This window comes from Dickeya lacustris (assembly GCF_029635795.1).
GTDB classification, from domain to species: Bacteria; Pseudomonadota; Gammaproteobacteria; order Enterobacterales; family Enterobacteriaceae; genus Dickeya; species Dickeya lacustris.
On record NZ_CP114280.1, the window covers coordinates 2,372,612 to 2,386,960 of the forward strand.

Sequence of the window (14,349 nt, forward strand, 5' to 3'; positions counted from 1 at the left end):
GCGCTCACGCCCGCCCTGCCCGGTCTACAGCGTGCGCTGTAAATCCTTTCCGGCCACTTTGCAACCGACGCCTTCCTTGTAACAGACCCCGTTTCACGCAAAGTCCCTTTACATTCGTCACAGTAACGATCTGACAAAGTTAACGACCAGAACACCAGAAACTTTAATTTTTTTTATGTATTACGCGTTTTCGTAAGCGAGATTGGCCTCGCAATTTGCCCGTTGATTCATTCGGTTATCCACGCTGATAGCGCACTACCCGGCTGCGATTAAGCAGCAACACCAGCTCGCCATGCTCCCGCCACAGTGAGAAGCGCTTCTCCCACGGGCCATCCTGCACGCAGGCAAGCGCGCAGCCGTGGCCAAGCGCCTGCACGGTGCCGGTCAACGCGGCGGGGCCTATCCCCATCACGAGTTGCTCGCCGTCAATCACCAGCTCGCTGCGCGCCTCGGGCTGCCGCCAGCGCCCTTGCAGCGCCGCCACGCTGTCATCAGCCTGCGCCGCAACAAAACGGCACGGCGCATGGCCGATTTCCCCCTCAATCACCGCGCCCTGTTGTCGCAAACGCATCGGGAAATGGCTTGAGAGCGATACCGCTTCGCCCGGCGTGTCGCCGTGGCCCAGCGAGTCGCCGTGATAGAGCGTTTCCGTTGCGCCAAGCCAGCAGGCGCTGGTTGCGCCGATTTCCAGCCAGTGGCCGCCGGATTGCGCCACGTAGCGCCCCGGCGTCAGCGTATGGCCCCGTACCGGTAACGGCTGGCCTGACAGCGCAGCCATCACCCGCAGCGCACTGTCATAGGTCGCCACATCTTCACGGTTTGCCACCAGCGCCACCCCCACGCGTCGCTGTGGGTCGAGCAGGAAATAGCTCTTGTAGCCCGCGTGCGAACCGCCGTGGCCGATAAGCGATACCGTACCGAGACGGCTGTGGGCGACGCCCAGCCCGTAAGCGGTCTGGCGGCCATCACGCAGATAACGCGGGGCGCAAAGGCGCGCTAATACCCCTTCGCCCGGCCCCTGATTCATTAGCAATGCTTGTAGCCAGCGCGTCAGATCATGCACGCTGCCCGTCACGCAGCCGGAGGTGGACAGGTGTAATCCGGCGCAGGATAACTGCCAGCCCTGCGACGATAGCCAGTAGCCCGGCACCAGACCGGGCACGATATCAAACCAGGTTTCCGGCGCGCTCAGGGCAATCCCCAGCGGGGCATTCACCTGCCGGGCCAGCCAGTCGGCAAAATACATCCCTTTGGCTTTCAGCGCTTCTTCCACCAGACGATACCCGGTATTGGTGTAGGAAATTTCGCTGCCCGCCGGGTAATTGAGCGCACCACTCCCGGCGATAAACGCCAGCAGGCGGCTGGCAGTGGTGGCGTTATAGACCGACAAACCAAGTAGCGACAGGCTTTCGCGCACATCCGGTAAACCGGAAGTCATGTCCAGCGCCTGCCCGATAGTCACCGCCGCGCTCGCGCCGCGTAACTGCGGCAAATGTGTGTCGAGGCGGTCGGTCAGTGCCACTGCGTGAGAGGCCGCTCCTGTCACCATCGCCGCAAACAGATGTTTGGTGACGGAGGCAAAGCGCACTACGCTTGCGGCGGTAAAAGGCGTGCGCTGCGCCAAATCCGCCAGCCCGCCGCAGCAGGCGGCATGAATCTGCTCGCCGTCAAACACGGTGATGGCCCCGCCCGGCGCACCGGGTTGCCGCCAGGATTGCGCGATGGCCTCGGCTTCGTCGAGGGCGGCGCGCCAGTGTAATGTCATGCGGGTTGCTCCAGTGTCATACTCAAATCATACAGTTCAGCGGTGTGCGGGTGATGCAGGTTACGCGCGCGCAAATCCGTCACGCTCAGTTGCTCGACCATCTCGCCGTGCTGCATCACGCCGATGCGCTGGCACAGATGCGACACCACCGCCAGATTATGGCTGACCATGATGTAGGTGAGCTGGCGCGCCTGCCGCAATTCCGTGAGCAGGTTGAGGATTTCCGCCTGCACCGACACATCCAGCGCCGAGGTGGGTTCATCGAGCAGCAGCACTTGCGGTTCGGCAATCAGCGCCCGGGCAATCGCCACCCGCTGACGCTGGCCGCCGGAGAGCTGATGGGGAAAGCGAAAACGCACGCTCGCAGGCAACCCCACCTCCGCCAGCGCCTGGGTGATGCGCTGTTCGGCGCGGTCAAAACGGTGTATCAGCAAGGGCTCGTGCAAAATACGATCAATGGTCTGGCGCGGGTGCAGCGATCCATACGGGTCTTGAAACACCATCTGCACCTGCCGGAAGAAGGCGCGGTCGCGCCGTGGTTGCTGGGCCATACCGCCAAATTCAATGCGGCCTTGCCAATGGCGGTTCAACCCGGCCAGCGCGCGCAAGATAGTGGACTTGCCCGAGCCACTCTCGCCCACCATGCCAAAGCTGTCACCGCTTTTGAGCGCAAAGTTCACGCCCTTCACCACCTCGATACCGCCAAAGGCAATGCGCAGATTGTCTACCTTAATCATGCCGTTCTCCAGGCAGGGTCGCGCTGTAACACCGGCAGGCGTTCGCGCGGGTGTTGCAGCGACGGCAGGCAGGCCAACAGCCCTTGCGTGTAGGGGTGCTGCGCCTGTAACAGTGCGCTGGCCTTGACCATTTCCACCACGCGCCCGGCATACATCACCGCCACGCGGTCACAAAAGTGCGACACCAGCGGCAGGTCATGGCTTATCAAGATAAGGCCCATACCGCGCTGCGACACCAGCTCATCGATCAGGCAGAGGATCTCTGCCTGTACGGTGGCATCGAGCGCCGAGGTCGGTTCATCAGCAATCAGCAGTTCCGGGTCAGGCGCCAGCATCATGGCTATCATCACCCGCTGGCCCATGCCACCGGAGACCTCATGCGGATAACATTTCGCTACCCGCTGCGGCTCGCGGATGCGCACCTGATCCAGTAACGCGATAGCCGCCTGCATCGCCGCCCGGCGGCTGCCGCCTTTGTGCTCACGCCATGCCTCGGCTATCTGTTGGCCGACGCTCATCACCGGGTTGAGCGAATATTTCGCATCTTGCAGAATAAAGCCGATGCGCTTGCCGCGAATCTGCCGCAAGGTTTTCTCGCTCGCCCCCAGCAGGTCGATACCATCAAAACGCAGCGTATCGGCCTGTAGCCGCGCATTGCCCGGCAGCAGTCGCATCAGGCTGCGGGCAGTCAGCGATTTGCCGGAACCACTCTCACCGACGATCGCAAGCTTCTCTTTTCCAACGCTAAAGCTCACCCCGCGCACCGCCTCGACGGTTTGTGCGCCGTGGCTAAACGCAATACGCAGATTTTCTATTTCCACCAACATTTAGCGCTCCTTTGGGTCAAGCACATCGCGCAGGCCATCACCGAGAAAATTACACGCCAGCGAGGTGAGAAAAATGGCAACGCAAGGCACCAGCGGCACCCACCATGCGTTAAACAAAAAACGCCGCGCGGTGGCTATCATGGTGCCCCACTCCGGCGACGGCGGTTGTGCGCCCATGCCAAGGAAACCAAGGCTGGCGGCGGTAATGATGATGGAGCTCATATCCAGCGTCACCCGCACAATCAGGCTTGGCACGCACAGCGGCATGATATGGCGCACCACAATACGCAGCGGCGCGGCACCGGTCATACGGCTGGCGGCGATAAAATCGCTGTGGCGATATTGCAGGGTTTCGGCACGCGCCAGCCGCGCATAGGGCGGCCAGGCCGTCAGCGCTATCGCCAGCACCGCGCTCTCCACGCCCGGTTTCAGCGCAGCCACAAACGCCAGCGCCAGCACCAGCCGGGGAAAGGCCAGAAAAATGTCGGTTAACCGCATCAGCATTTTATCCGCCAGACCACCGGCATAACCGGCCACACAGCCCACCAGCAAACCGACAGGCGCGGTCAGCGCCACCACCGCCATCACCATCCCAAGCGTGGTTCGCCCGCCATACAGTATGCGGCTTAACACATCGCGCCCCAGCTCATCGGTGCCCAACCAGTGCGGCCACGACGGTGCGGCCAGCCGGTTCGATAAGTCCTGAAAACCGGGGTCGTAAGGCGCAAGCCAGGGCGCCGTGAGCGAGAGCAGCAACATCACGGCGATGATAATCAGCCCCAGCATCGCCAGCGGATGACGGCGAAACGCCAGCCACAGTCGGTAACGTTGCCCCCACAGCGCCTGACGGGGCGTGGCGGGCGTGTCTTCGAGCAACCAGGCTCGTGAGAGAAAAAAACTCATGTGACGCGCGGATCCAAAAGTCGATAGAGAATGTCAGCCAGCAGGTTCAATAACACATAGACCGCACCGACCAGTAATGTGGCACCCACCACCGGGTTCATGTCCGCATTGAGCAGCGCATTGGTCAGGTACTGACCGAGCCCCGGCCAGGAGAAGACGTTTTCCGTCACCACTGCGCCTTCGAGCAAACCGGCATAGGTCAGCGCCAATACCGTCACCAGTTGCACCGCCACCGTCGGGAACGCATGCCGCCACACCACCCGGCGTGACGACAACCCTTTGGCGCGTGCGGTGATAATAAATTCACCGCTTAATGCATTGAGCATGAAGGTGCGGGTCATGCGGGTGATATACGCCATACTGAAATAGGCCAGAATCAGCACCGGTTGCACCATGTGCGCCAGCGCATCGCGCAGCGCGTCATAGTCGCCCGCCAGCAGTGCATCGACGGTCAGTAAGCCGGTGACGTGCGGCACCATGTCCTGAAACAGGATGTCCTGTCGCCCCGGCCCCGGCGCAATTCCCAGCACGGCGTAAAACACCAGCAGGCTCAGGAGCGCCAGCACAAACACCGGCAGCGAGTGCCCGGCCAGGCAGATGACGCGCAGGGTTTGATCCAGCCAGCTGCCCTGACGCACCGCCGCCCACACGCCAAGCGGAATGCCGACCAGCGCGGCGACGATAATCGCCGCCGTCGCCAGCTCCAGCGTGGCCGGGAAATAGCGGGCGATGTCGGTCGTCACGGCGTTTGAGGTCAGGATCGATCGCCCCAAATCACCGTGCAGCAACTGGTTAAGGTAGTGGCCGTATTGCACCCACAGCGGGCTATCGAGCCCCATTTCCTGGCGCACGCGCTCCACCACCGCCTGAGGCGCATTGTCACCCACCGCCGCCAGCACCGGGTCTGTCGGCATGATGCGGCCGATAAAAAAGGTCAGCACCGACAGCCCCAGCAACGTCAGCAGCAGGCTGCCAAGCGCGCTGCCTACACGAATCAGGCCGGACATCAGGCTTTCTTCACTTGCTGATACGGCACCTTGCTTAACTACCGTCATGGTGACGCCGCTGAGATTCTTACGGCAGGCCAGCGTCTTCTCGTCTTGCATCATCAGCGTGAACGGGCTTTGCTCGCGGTGGTTGCGTTGCAGGGTTTCATACAGCGCGATGCGTTTGGCCGGGTCTTGCTCGTGCAGCGCCTGTTCGGTGAGTTGATTGAACGTCGCATCTGACCAGTTGCAGCGCCACGCCAGCGTGCGGTTGCGCGCGCCGTCGCTGTTATCGGTGTTGATGCAAAACGCCTCGGCATTGGAGTTCGGGTCAAAATAGTCGGCGCCCCAGGCTGTCAGCGCCAGTTGTTGCTGGCGGGCGCGCATTTTGGTCAGCACCTGACGGTTTTCAGCGGCAATCAGCTTCACCCGGATGCCGATAGCGCCGAGCTGGGTCTGAATCGCCTGCGCGATATCGGGGTATGGCTGGGCGGAGTAGTGATCGAGCGTCACCTCAAAGCCATCGGCATAACCGGCGTCTTTGAGCAGCGCTTTGGCTTTGGCGACATCGAGATGGAACGGGTTATCTTCCAGCGCCGCCGGGAAACCACCCGGCAAAAAACTCTGATGCACTTTGTGCGTCAGCGGCAGGATGTTTTTCTGGATGCTGTCATAGTCGAGCGCCCACTTAATCGCCTGCCACACCTGCGGTTTTTTCAGGAACTCGTTGGCGGTGTTGCACGACAACAACATCACGCTGGCGATGCTTTGGCGCACCAGATGGTAGCTGGCGTCATTAACCAGCGGGCGGATTTGCTCGGTGGTGAGATTACGGGCGATATCCACATCGCCTTTTTGCAACATCAGCAACTGGGCCGACGGGTCAACGATGTGCTTGAGCAACACGCGCTTAAAGACGTTGTCTGCCGGGAAGCGATCGTTTTTCTGCAATATAATGCTTTCGCTGGCTTTCCAGCTCACCAGCGAGAACGGGCCGGAACCAGCGCTGTTCTGCTTCAGCCACTGGTTGCCCCAGTCATTATTCTGCTGGTTGGCCAGCGCCAGTTTTTTCTGCACCACGCTGCCTACCGGCGCAGACAAACAGTAGAGCAGGAAGGTTTCCGCCGCCGGTTGCTCAAGGCTTATCACCAGCGTGTTCGCATCCGGCGCGGTAATGCGCTGCTCCACATTCTCTTTGGTCAAACCGAACTGGTTGATGATAAACGCCGGGCTTTTATCCAGCTTCACCGCGCGCTGTAACGAGAACGCGGCATCTTCCGCCGTCACCGGCGCGCCATCGGCAAAGGTCGCTTGCGGGTTAAGGTGGAAGGTAAAGGTTTTGCTGTCGTCACTGACATCCCAGCTCGCGGCCAGCGAGCCCATCACCTGCTGCGGGTTCTCCGGGTTTGGCATCACCAGCCGCTGATAGAGGTTGCCGATTATCTCGGTGCCCACCGTTTCAAATGCCTCTTGCGGGTCGAGGCTGGTCATATTGTCGAGCTGCATCGCCATCACCAGCACCGAGGGCGGCGTGTCGGCAAAGGCGGTGTTCAACCCAAGCCAGGACAGTAAAGGCACGGTCGCGCAACCGGCAAGAAAACGTCTTCTGGTAACCATCATTCCCCCAAGTGTCTGATTCAAAAACAAAATAAGAGTTATTTTTTCTCTCTGCGGCTTGACAGACCTTTCAGGCACTGGCTTAAATGGTGGCGCGGTGAGCAACATTTCACCGCCTGAAGCCACCGCCAAAGGGCGGGGTCTTCAACGCGCCATGTCAGACTATCCGTTTCTTTTCAACCCAGTATCGGTGCTGCTTCCATGTCAGATTCACCTGTGTCAGATTCGCCTGCGTCAGACAAGCCGTCAGTGCATCACGCGGTTCTCCCTGTCTTCGATGGCCACAACGACGTGCTTTCACGCCTGTGGCGACTGCATCGCGACAACCCAACCGAGGCCTTTTTCACCGGCTCACAAGGCCACATCGACCTGCCGCGCTTGCGCCAGGGCGGGTTTGTCGGCGGCCTGTTTGCCACCTACGTCCCTTCAGAACGAGGTGATGCAAAATCCATACCAGATGGCAACATTTCATTTACCACGCCATCGCTGGCGCAGGCGCGTGAGGTCAGCCTCTGGATGATAGCCACCCTGTTGCGCCTTGAGGCGCACTCCGGCGGGCAGTTGCGCGTGTGCCGCAGCGTGGCGGATATTCAGCGCTGCATGGCGGACGGGGCTATCGCCGCCGTGATGCACATCGAAGGCGCGGAGATGATCGATGCCGGGCTGGAACTGCTGGATATTCTTTATGCCGCCGGGTTACGCAGCCTGGGGCCGCTGTGGAGCCGGGAGAATATTTTTGGCCAGGGTGTGCCGTTTCGCTTTCCCTCTTCGCCGGATACCGGCAACGGGCTGACCGAAGCCGGTATCCGGCTGGTGCGTGCCTGCAATGCCAAACGCATTCTGGTGGATGTGTCACACATGGATGAAAAAGGCTTTTGGCAAACCGCACAGGTTTCCGATGCGCCGCTGGTCGCCAGCCACTCCAACGCCCACGCACTGTGTGCCCAGTCACGCAACCTGACCGATAAGCAACTGGCGGCCATTCGTGAGCGCAATGGCTTTGTCGGCGTCAACTTTGGCTCCGCATTCTTACGCGCAGACGGACAAAAAGACCCGGCTACCACCGTGGCCGAGATTGTGCGTCACATCGAATACCTGCTCGACAAGCTCGGCGAAGACGGCGTCGGTTTCGGCTCCGATCTCGACGGCACCACCGTGCCCGCCGATTTGCGTGATGCCGCCGGATTCCCCGTTTTGGTGCAGGCGCTGGCCGAACGCGGCTACGCACGCACCTTGTTGGAGAAACTCAGTTACCGCAACTGGCTGCGCGTGTTGCACGCGACCTGGGGCGAATAGCCCCCGGACGGTGCGCGCTGGCGTACCCGCGTTAGAGAGGTGGCGTAATTCTTGCTTGTGTCCTGACGAGCGCAGACGGCTTGTGCTGGCGCGGACACCGGCGATGAGCCCTTCTCACAAGGTAACAACCATGCGTTTACGTCATATCGAAGTCTTTCAGGCGATTACTCAGGCTGGCACCATCAGCGGCGCGGCGCGCTTGCTTAATGTCTCCCAGCCGAATGTCAGCCGGGTACTGAATCACGCTGAACAACAGCTTGGCTTTGCCTTGTTTGAGCGCCGCCCGCAAGGGTTGGTGCCCACGGTAGAAGGGCAGCGGCTGATGCCGGAGATAGCGCGGCTCTACCACCACCTGCAAGAGATAACGACGCTCACCGAGCAAATCCGCACAGGCCAGCATCAGACCTTGCGCCTCGGTGCCGCTCACGCCTTTGGCCAGATGATCGTTGCCCCGGCGATGGTCGCCTTTCAGCAACAGGCGGCGCGAGTCCGGCTGGAACTGGTGACGGAGCACTTCTGTACGCTATGCCAGAACATTCAGCAGCACCAGCTCGACCTGGCGCTGGTGTTCGGCCAGCAGGTGCCGCCGGATTTACTGGCCGAACCGCTGTGCCAGTCTCGTATGGTGGCGATTTTGCCCAAAGAGAGCCCGCAGCAGGGGCCGGTATCACTGGAATGGCTATGCCACAACAACCTGTTGATGATGCAGCAACAAGACCCGCTCGGCCAGGTAGTACACCGCGCCCTGCGCGACCGCCACCTCAAACCGGCGGCCTCGCTGTACATCAAAACCTATTCGGTGATAGCCGATATGGTGCTGGCAGGCGGCGGCACCGGCATCGTCGATTTATTCACTGCGCACCGCTATGCCAGCCAACTCAAGATAGTGCCCATCAGCCAGCCGCTGCCCTTTGAAGTGATGCTGATAAGCCGCCGCGATATCGCGCAATCCCGCGAGATGCTGCAACTCAAGCAGGTTCTCCGGCAAACATGCCGTACATTTGCCAACCAATGTTTGCCTCTGCTGGACGCAGCCTGAGCGGATACGGCAGGCAGCACTCCACAACACCGTCCCCCCCTGACACCGGCGCACACCGCCAACGCCGTTTAGCGCTGTCGCTTTTAACGGTGTGCCCGTTATAATTACCCCATCATTTCTTAACAGGTATGCACCGATGATTCGTAGCATGACCGCTTACGCCCGGCGAGACATCAAGGGTGAATGGGGTAGCGCCGCCTGGGAGCTTCGCTCCGTAAACCAGCGTTATCTGGAAACCTATATCCGTTTACCCGAACAGTTTCGAAGCCTGGAGCCGGTTATTCGCGAGCGCATCCGCAACCGACTGACGCGCGGCAAAATTGAATGCAACCTGCGTTTCGAACTCGACCCGCGTGCGCAAGGGCAGCTTATCCTCAACGAGCCACTGGCCAAACAGCTGGTCGCGGCAGCGAACTGGGTCAAAATGCAAAGCGATGAAGGCGAGGTTAACCCGCTCGACATCCTGCGCTGGCCGGGGGTGATGTCGGCACAAGAGCAGGATTTGGACGCCATCAGCGCAGAACTGATGCAGGCGCTGGAAGCGACGCTGGATGACTTCATCCTCGCGCGCGAAAGCGAAGGCAACGCACTCAAAGCCTTGATTGAACAGCGGCTGGCAGGCGTCAGCGCCGAAGTCGTCAAGGTGCGCGCCCACATGCCGCAGATTTTGCAATGGCAGCGGGAAAAGCTGCAAAGCAAGCTCGACGAAGCGCAGCTACAGCAGCTTGACGGCAACCGGCTGGAACAAGAGTTGGTGCTGATGGCGCAACGCATCGACGTAGCCGAAGAGCTCGACCGGCTGGAAGCCCATGTGAAGGAAACCTACAAAATCCTCAACAAACAGGAAGCCGTTGGCCGCCGCCTGGACTTCATGATGCAGGAATTCAACCGCGAATCGAACACGCTGGCGTCTAAATCCATCAACGCCGACGTCACCGCCTCCGCCATCGAACTGAAAGTGCTGATTGAGCAAATGCGGGAACAAATCCAGAACATTGAGTAACGTTTCACGCTGTCTCACTCAGTCTCATCAGGATAAAAAGGCCATGTAAATCATGGCCTTTTTTTATATGGTTTCATGTTGTATCACTACAGCACGTGTTTAACGTGTACTTAGCGGTGTATCTAATACCGGGGCAGGTCAATCAGGCTCAATGAAGCCGATTAGAAGTTACGTACAAAAGCCTGGCCATGTGGCACCATATCAACCCGTACTCTGTCTCGAACGACCAAATGGCAGTACCAAATATGCAACTCGATAGCGATATACTCGAACAGTTGATTCGCCTCGCCAGCGCCAACGCCCAGGTGCAGGTGCTTTGGCTCTACGGCTCGCGCGTCAAGGGGACGGCTGGGCCCACCAGCGATTGGGATCTGGCGGTGGCTTTTGATCCGGTCAAACAGAGTGGGCCGCTGGGTACTGCGCTGGAAAGCCGGTTGCGGCCTGAACTGCTGGCGCTGGAGTGGCAACGAGCGCTGGGGTTGTCGGAGGGGAAACTTTCGGTCGTCGATATCAATCAGGCTCCAATCCCGTTGGCCTTTGCCGTGGTCGATGCAAATCGTCCTCTCTACTGCCGTGATGAGGGGCGACGCTTGCAGGAAGAGGCGCGTATTATGTCGCAGATGGAACTGAGTTATCCTCGCTGCCAGACCGATATCAGTAAACATCATGCAAAGGAGTCGTAGAAATGAGCGATAACGCCTATATCAGCGCTGTGCGCATCAGCCTGTCGCGTTATCAGGCAGAGCTGTCAGAGATCAGGGCTATTCTGGCACAGCGCGCGCTTTCCAATCTGGAGTACCGCGCCGCCGAACGAACCCTGCAAGTGTCTATCGAAGCCTGTATCGGCGTGGCAAAACACTGGGCCAGAGCACTGGCGAAGCATACCCCTCAGGATGCCTATCAGGCATTCGAGATCCTTGTCCAGCGCGGCGAGCTATCCCCTGACACACTGATCGGCTGGCGCAAAATCATTGGCCTTCGCAATGCGCTGGTACAGGACTATTTGAATATTGACCCCGAAATCATCCGTAGCGTGATTGCTCAAGGCTATAGTGACTCGCTGTTCACGTTTGCACAGCAAGGCCTCGACGGGTTGGCCGCGCATATTGATTGAAACATCTACGTTGCCTCCCCCGTTTTTGAACGCTTACCGCTGTAGGGAATATAGGGTAAATGTTAGATACCGCCTTTGGCGCGTAAATGCTATTCACCTCCTGCAACAGGTAAACCAACGCTCACCCCTTAATCAAAAGACGCACGCCCAGAGCCAGCATCACTCCTGCACTGAGGTGGTCTATCAGGCGGCGATAACGAGTATAAAGACGTCGTGGCTTATCGGTTGAAAGTAATAATGCAACCAGCATGTACCATAGCGTATCGATGACTAATGCCAGCAATGGCAAGACGATATACATCCACGTTGGTATAGTGCTGCCAAGCGTGGCGGTAAAAATACTGGCAAACACCAGCGCAGTTTGCGGGTTACTCATTTGCGTCATCATTCCTGAGGCAAAGGCACGCCACACATTTACGGGAGCGGCGGTTGCAACTTGCGCGGCAGCGGGCGCTTTACGACGCACCATCCTGAACGCCAGCCACAGCAGATAGCCACCACCGGCTATTTTTATCACCAGATAGAGCCAAGGCACCATCGCCAACAATAGCTGAAACCCGGCAAGCGCCAGTATTGTAAACAACGATGCGCCAACGCCCATACCAAGCGACACCGCTATCGCCGCCCGTCGGGATGACGTCACAGCGGTGCTCGCCACCAGCAGAAAACTCGCGCCTGGGCTCATTGCACCCAGTAAAATGGCAACACCAATCACACACAACGCAATAATTTCACTGCCCATAGGTTTCCCGTTACCGTAGAAAAAGCGTTAACCGACAGATACCTGTAGGCCCCGTCACAGTATTAACTTACCTGCGCAGAAACCCATCCGCCATACCTTATTTGGTAAAGGCAATATTCTGGTAAGAGCAACCTTCTGGTAAAGGCAACGCTGGCGAGTTGAGAAAAGCGCTGGCACCTCCCCATCGTCCGTTATGGGGAGGCGCTAAGATTAGCGGTGTGCCGCCGGGATTTGCTGGGTAATGCAGTGGATGTTTCCGCCGCCCAGCAGGATTTCGCGTGCCGGTACGCCGCTTATCAGGTAGTCGGGGAACATCTGTTGCAACAGCGCATGGGCCTCACCGTCGGTGCGTTCGTCCAGCAGCGGATAAATAATCTGCTTATTGCTGATCAGGAAATTGACGTATGAGCCCGCCAGCCGTGACCCGGCGTTACGCTCGATGGCGTTGCCTTCGGTGACGCCCGCCGTTTCTTCCGGCGTGGCGTACAGCGGGCCGGGCGCCGGGAGTTTCCAGATTTTCAGCGACCGGCCTTTGGCATCACGCGCCTGTGACAACACCTGATAGGCCGCCTGCGAGCGGGCGTACTGCGGGTCGGTTTCATCGTCCGTCCAGTGCAGCGCCACTTCGCCGGGGCAGATAAAACAGCACATGTTGTCGATGTGGCCGTCGGTTTCGTCGTTATACACGCCCTCTTCCAGCCAGATAAACGTGCTGACACCGAGATAATCGCGCAGGTGTTGCTCAATCTGCGCCTTGTTCAGGTGCGGGTTGCGGTTCGGGTTCAGCAGGCACTCGGCGGTGGTCAGCAGCGTGCCTTCGCCATCGGTGTGGATGGAGCCACCTTCCAGAATCAGCGGCGCGGCGTAGCCTGCATCACCATGATGCGCCAGCACCTGCGCGGCGACGTTCTCGTCACGGCGCCAGTCTTCATACAATCCGCCCAGTGCGCCGCCCCAGGCGTTGAATTGCCAGTCAACGCCCCGGCGCTCACCGGCGGCATTCAGCACCATGGTTGGCCCGGTATCGCGTACCCAGGCATCATCGCTTTCCATCTCCACCAGCGTGACGCTCGCTGGCATCACACGTTGGGCCAATGCCAGTTGGTCATGCGGCACGCCCATGATGACCGGCGTAGTCTGGGCAATCGCTGCCGCCACTGCCGCAAAGGTGTGCTGGGCAGGGAGAACATCGCCCTCAGCGCGCCAGTTATCGCGGCGATATGGCCACAGCATCCACACCGCGTCGTGTGCGGCCCATTCCGCTGGCATGGCAAAGCCGTCCTGCCATGGCGTAGTCAGTTCAGCCATCACTTATCTCCAGGTTTTGCCGTCAGAGGTGCCAATCACGCCATACATGTCCGGGCGGCGATCGCGGAACAGGCCCCACGACGCGCGCTGGGCGGCAATAGCTTGTAGATCAAAGGTATGCACCAGCACCGCTTCGTCTGTCTTGTTGGCTTGCGCCACCAGCGCACCGGTTTGATCGGCAATGAACGAGGAGCCGTAGAAGGTCATTTCCAGACCGTCGATGTATTTGCTGGCTTCGGTGCCGATACGGTTGGACGCGATAACCGGCACCAGATTGGCCGCTGCGTGACCTTGCTGCACGCGCGTCCAGTGCGGCTGGCTATCAATCTCCGGGTAGGCCGGTTCAGAGCCGATGGCGGTTGGGTAGAAAATCAGCTCGGCTCCCTGTAAAGCCAGGCAGCGCGCGGTTTCAGGGAACCACTGATCCCAGCAGATGCCAACGCCAATTTTAGCGTAGCGGGTTTGCCACACTTTAAAGCCGGTATCCCCTGGAATGAAGAACTGCTTTTCCTGATAGGCCGGGCCGTTCGGAATGTGCGTTTTGCGGTACACATCCAATACGCTGCCGTCGGCATCGATCATCACCAGCGAGTTGTAGTAAGCGTTATTGGCGCGCTCGAAGAAGCTCAGTGGCAGCACGACGTTCAGTTCTGCCGCCAGCGCGGAAAAGTGTTTGATAAGCGGGCTATTGGCCAGCTCTTGCGCCAGCGCATAATGCTCAGGGCTCTGATCGATGCAGAAATAAGGCGCAGCAAACAGTTCCTGAATCAGGATGATGTGCGCCCCTTGAGCATGTGCCTGACGCACCAGCCTTTCGGCGTTTTCGATATTTTTTGGCAAATCCCAGGTGCAGGCCATTTGTGTGGCGGCAACGGTAACGTTTGTCATGCGAAAACCTCAATCATTTCTGTGTGGATGCTCAAGCCTGTGCGCCAGCGAGGGCGTGAAATCAGCAAGAGTCGGGTAAAGTGTAGGTCAATAACGCCCCGGCGCGCGGCGCCGCCAGCCTATT

The 14,349-nt window shown here is 59.3% G+C and carries 13 protein-coding genes and 1 pseudogene; 5 read left to right on the top strand and 9 right to left on the bottom strand.

Annotated elements, in window-relative coordinates:
* Positions 1–235 precede the first annotated feature (235 nt).
* From O1Q98_RS10790 to O1Q98_RS19740, 6 genes and pseudogenes are all read right to left on the bottom strand, one after another.
* The gene (locus O1Q98_RS10790) at positions 236–1,765 is read right to left on the bottom strand and encodes a serine hydrolase domain-containing protein (RefSeq protein WP_125261081.1); all 1,530 of its coding nucleotides are present in this window, start codon (positions 1,763–1,765) and stop codon (positions 236–238) included.
* Complete coding sequence (locus O1Q98_RS10795; RefSeq protein WP_125261082.1) at positions 1,762–2,502, bottom strand: ABC transporter ATP-binding protein; 741 nt, start codon at positions 2,500–2,502, stop codon at positions 1,762–1,764. The genes O1Q98_RS10790 and O1Q98_RS10795 overlap by 4 nt, the downstream gene beginning before the upstream one ends.
* Positions 2,499–3,329, bottom strand: a complete 831-nt coding sequence (locus tag O1Q98_RS10800; protein WP_125261083.1) for an ABC transporter ATP-binding protein — start codon at positions 3,327–3,329, stop codon at positions 2,499–2,501. Before O1Q98_RS10800 ends, O1Q98_RS10795 begins: the two co-directional genes overlap by 4 nt.
* Positions 3,330–4,232 (bottom strand): ABC transporter permease, encoded by a 903-nt coding sequence (locus O1Q98_RS10805; protein ID WP_125261084.1) that lies wholly within the window; start codon positions 4,230–4,232, stop codon positions 3,330–3,332.
* A complete protein-coding gene (locus O1Q98_RS10810; protein ID WP_125261085.1) occupies positions 4,229–5,239 on the bottom strand; it encodes an ABC transporter permease in 1,011 nt (336 codons plus the stop codon). Before O1Q98_RS10810 ends, O1Q98_RS10805 begins: the two co-directional genes overlap by 4 nt.
* Positions 5,239–6,835 (bottom strand): annotated as a pseudogene (locus O1Q98_RS19740) (ABC transporter substrate-binding protein). Before O1Q98_RS19740 ends, O1Q98_RS10810 begins: the two are co-directional and overlap by 1 nt.
* Positions 6,836–7,036: 201 nt before the next feature.
* Here O1Q98_RS19740 and O1Q98_RS10820 point away from each other — a divergent pair.
* The 5 genes from O1Q98_RS10820 (at position 7,037) to hepT (ending at position 11,287) form a co-directional block, all read left to right on the top strand.
* Positions 7,037–8,131: a dipeptidase gene (locus tag O1Q98_RS10820; protein WP_125261087.1), complete on the top strand. Its 1,095-nt coding sequence runs from the start codon at positions 7,037–7,039 to the stop codon at positions 8,129–8,131.
* A 130-nt stretch (positions 8,132–8,261) separates the two neighbouring features.
* Entirely contained in the window at positions 8,262–9,170 is a 909-nt protein-coding gene (locus O1Q98_RS10825) for a LysR family transcriptional regulator (protein WP_125261088.1), read from the top strand.
* A 136-nt stretch (positions 9,171–9,306) separates the two neighbouring features.
* Positions 9,307–10,173: a YicC/YloC family endoribonuclease gene (locus O1Q98_RS10830; protein ID WP_125261089.1), complete on the top strand. Its 867-nt coding sequence runs from the start codon at positions 9,307–9,309 to the stop codon at positions 10,171–10,173.
* Positions 10,174–10,403: 230 nt separating this feature from the next.
* Positions 10,404–10,856: a type VII toxin-antitoxin system MntA family adenylyltransferase antitoxin gene (mntA, locus tag O1Q98_RS10835; RefSeq protein WP_205744289.1), complete on the top strand. Its 453-nt coding sequence runs from the start codon at positions 10,404–10,406 to the stop codon at positions 10,854–10,856.
* Between the two features lie 2 nt (positions 10,857–10,858).
* On the top strand, positions 10,859–11,287 hold the full coding sequence (gene hepT, locus O1Q98_RS10840) for a type VII toxin-antitoxin system HepT family RNase toxin (protein ID WP_125261090.1): 429 nt from the start codon (positions 10,859–10,861) through the stop codon (positions 11,285–11,287).
* A gap of 121 nt (positions 11,288–11,408) precedes the next feature.
* Here the strand turns inward: hepT and O1Q98_RS10845 are convergent, their stop codons facing one another.
* From O1Q98_RS10845 to aguB, 3 genes are all read right to left on the bottom strand, one after another.
* Positions 11,409–12,029 (bottom strand): LysE family translocator, encoded by a 621-nt coding sequence (locus O1Q98_RS10845; RefSeq protein WP_125261091.1) that lies wholly within the window; start codon positions 12,027–12,029, stop codon positions 11,409–11,411.
* A gap of 210 nt (positions 12,030–12,239) precedes the next feature.
* Complete coding sequence (aguA, locus tag O1Q98_RS10850; RefSeq protein WP_125261092.1) at positions 12,240–13,337, bottom strand: agmatine deiminase; 1,098 nt, start codon at positions 13,335–13,337, stop codon at positions 12,240–12,242.
* Between the two features lie 3 nt (positions 13,338–13,340).
* Positions 13,341–14,225, bottom strand: a complete 885-nt coding sequence (gene aguB, locus O1Q98_RS10855) for an N-carbamoylputrescine amidase (RefSeq protein ID WP_035345005.1) — start codon at positions 14,223–14,225, stop codon at positions 13,341–13,343.
* Positions 14,226–14,349: the final 124 nt, after the last annotated feature.

Excerpts from the sequence above, each read along its gene's own strand:
- O1Q98_RS10790 (WP_125261081.1), bottom strand. The coding sequence starts at position 1,765 with ATGACATTACACTGGCGCGCCGCCCTCGACGAAGCCGAGGCCATCGCG.
- O1Q98_RS10795 (WP_125261082.1), bottom strand. The coding sequence starts at position 2,502 with ATGATTAAGGTAGACAATCTGCGCATTGCCTTTGGCGGTATCGAGGTG.
- O1Q98_RS10800 (WP_125261083.1), bottom strand. The coding sequence starts at position 3,329 with ATGTTGGTGGAAATAGAAAATCTGCGTATTGCGTTTAGCCACGGCGCA.
- O1Q98_RS10805 (WP_125261084.1), bottom strand. The coding sequence starts at position 4,232 with ATGAGTTTTTTTCTCTCACGAGCCTGGTTGCTCGAAGACACGCCCGCC.
- O1Q98_RS10810 (WP_125261085.1), bottom strand. The coding sequence starts at position 5,239 with ATGTCCGGCCTGATTCGTGTAGGCAGCGCGCTTGGCAGCCTGCTGCTG.
- O1Q98_RS10820 (WP_125261087.1), top strand. The coding sequence starts at position 7,037 with ATGTCAGATTCACCTGTGTCAGATTCGCCTGCGTCAGACAAGCCGTCA.
- O1Q98_RS10825 (WP_125261088.1), top strand. The coding sequence starts at position 8,262 with ATGCGTTTACGTCATATCGAAGTCTTTCAGGCGATTACTCAGGCTGGC.
- O1Q98_RS10830 (WP_125261089.1), top strand. The coding sequence starts at position 9,307 with ATGATTCGTAGCATGACCGCTTACGCCCGGCGAGACATCAAGGGTGAA.
- mntA (WP_205744289.1), top strand. The coding sequence starts at position 10,404 with ATGGCAGTACCAAATATGCAACTCGATAGCGATATACTCGAACAGTTG.
- hepT (WP_125261090.1), top strand. The coding sequence starts at position 10,859 with ATGAGCGATAACGCCTATATCAGCGCTGTGCGCATCAGCCTGTCGCGT.
- O1Q98_RS10845 (WP_125261091.1), bottom strand. The coding sequence starts at position 12,029 with ATGGGCAGTGAAATTATTGCGTTGTGTGTGATTGGTGTTGCCATTTTA.
- aguA (WP_125261092.1), bottom strand. The coding sequence starts at position 13,337 with ATGGCTGAACTGACTACGCCATGGCAGGACGGCTTTGCCATGCCAGCG.
- aguB (WP_035345005.1), bottom strand. The coding sequence starts at position 14,225 with ATGACAAACGTTACCGTTGCCGCCACACAAATGGCCTGCACCTGGGAT.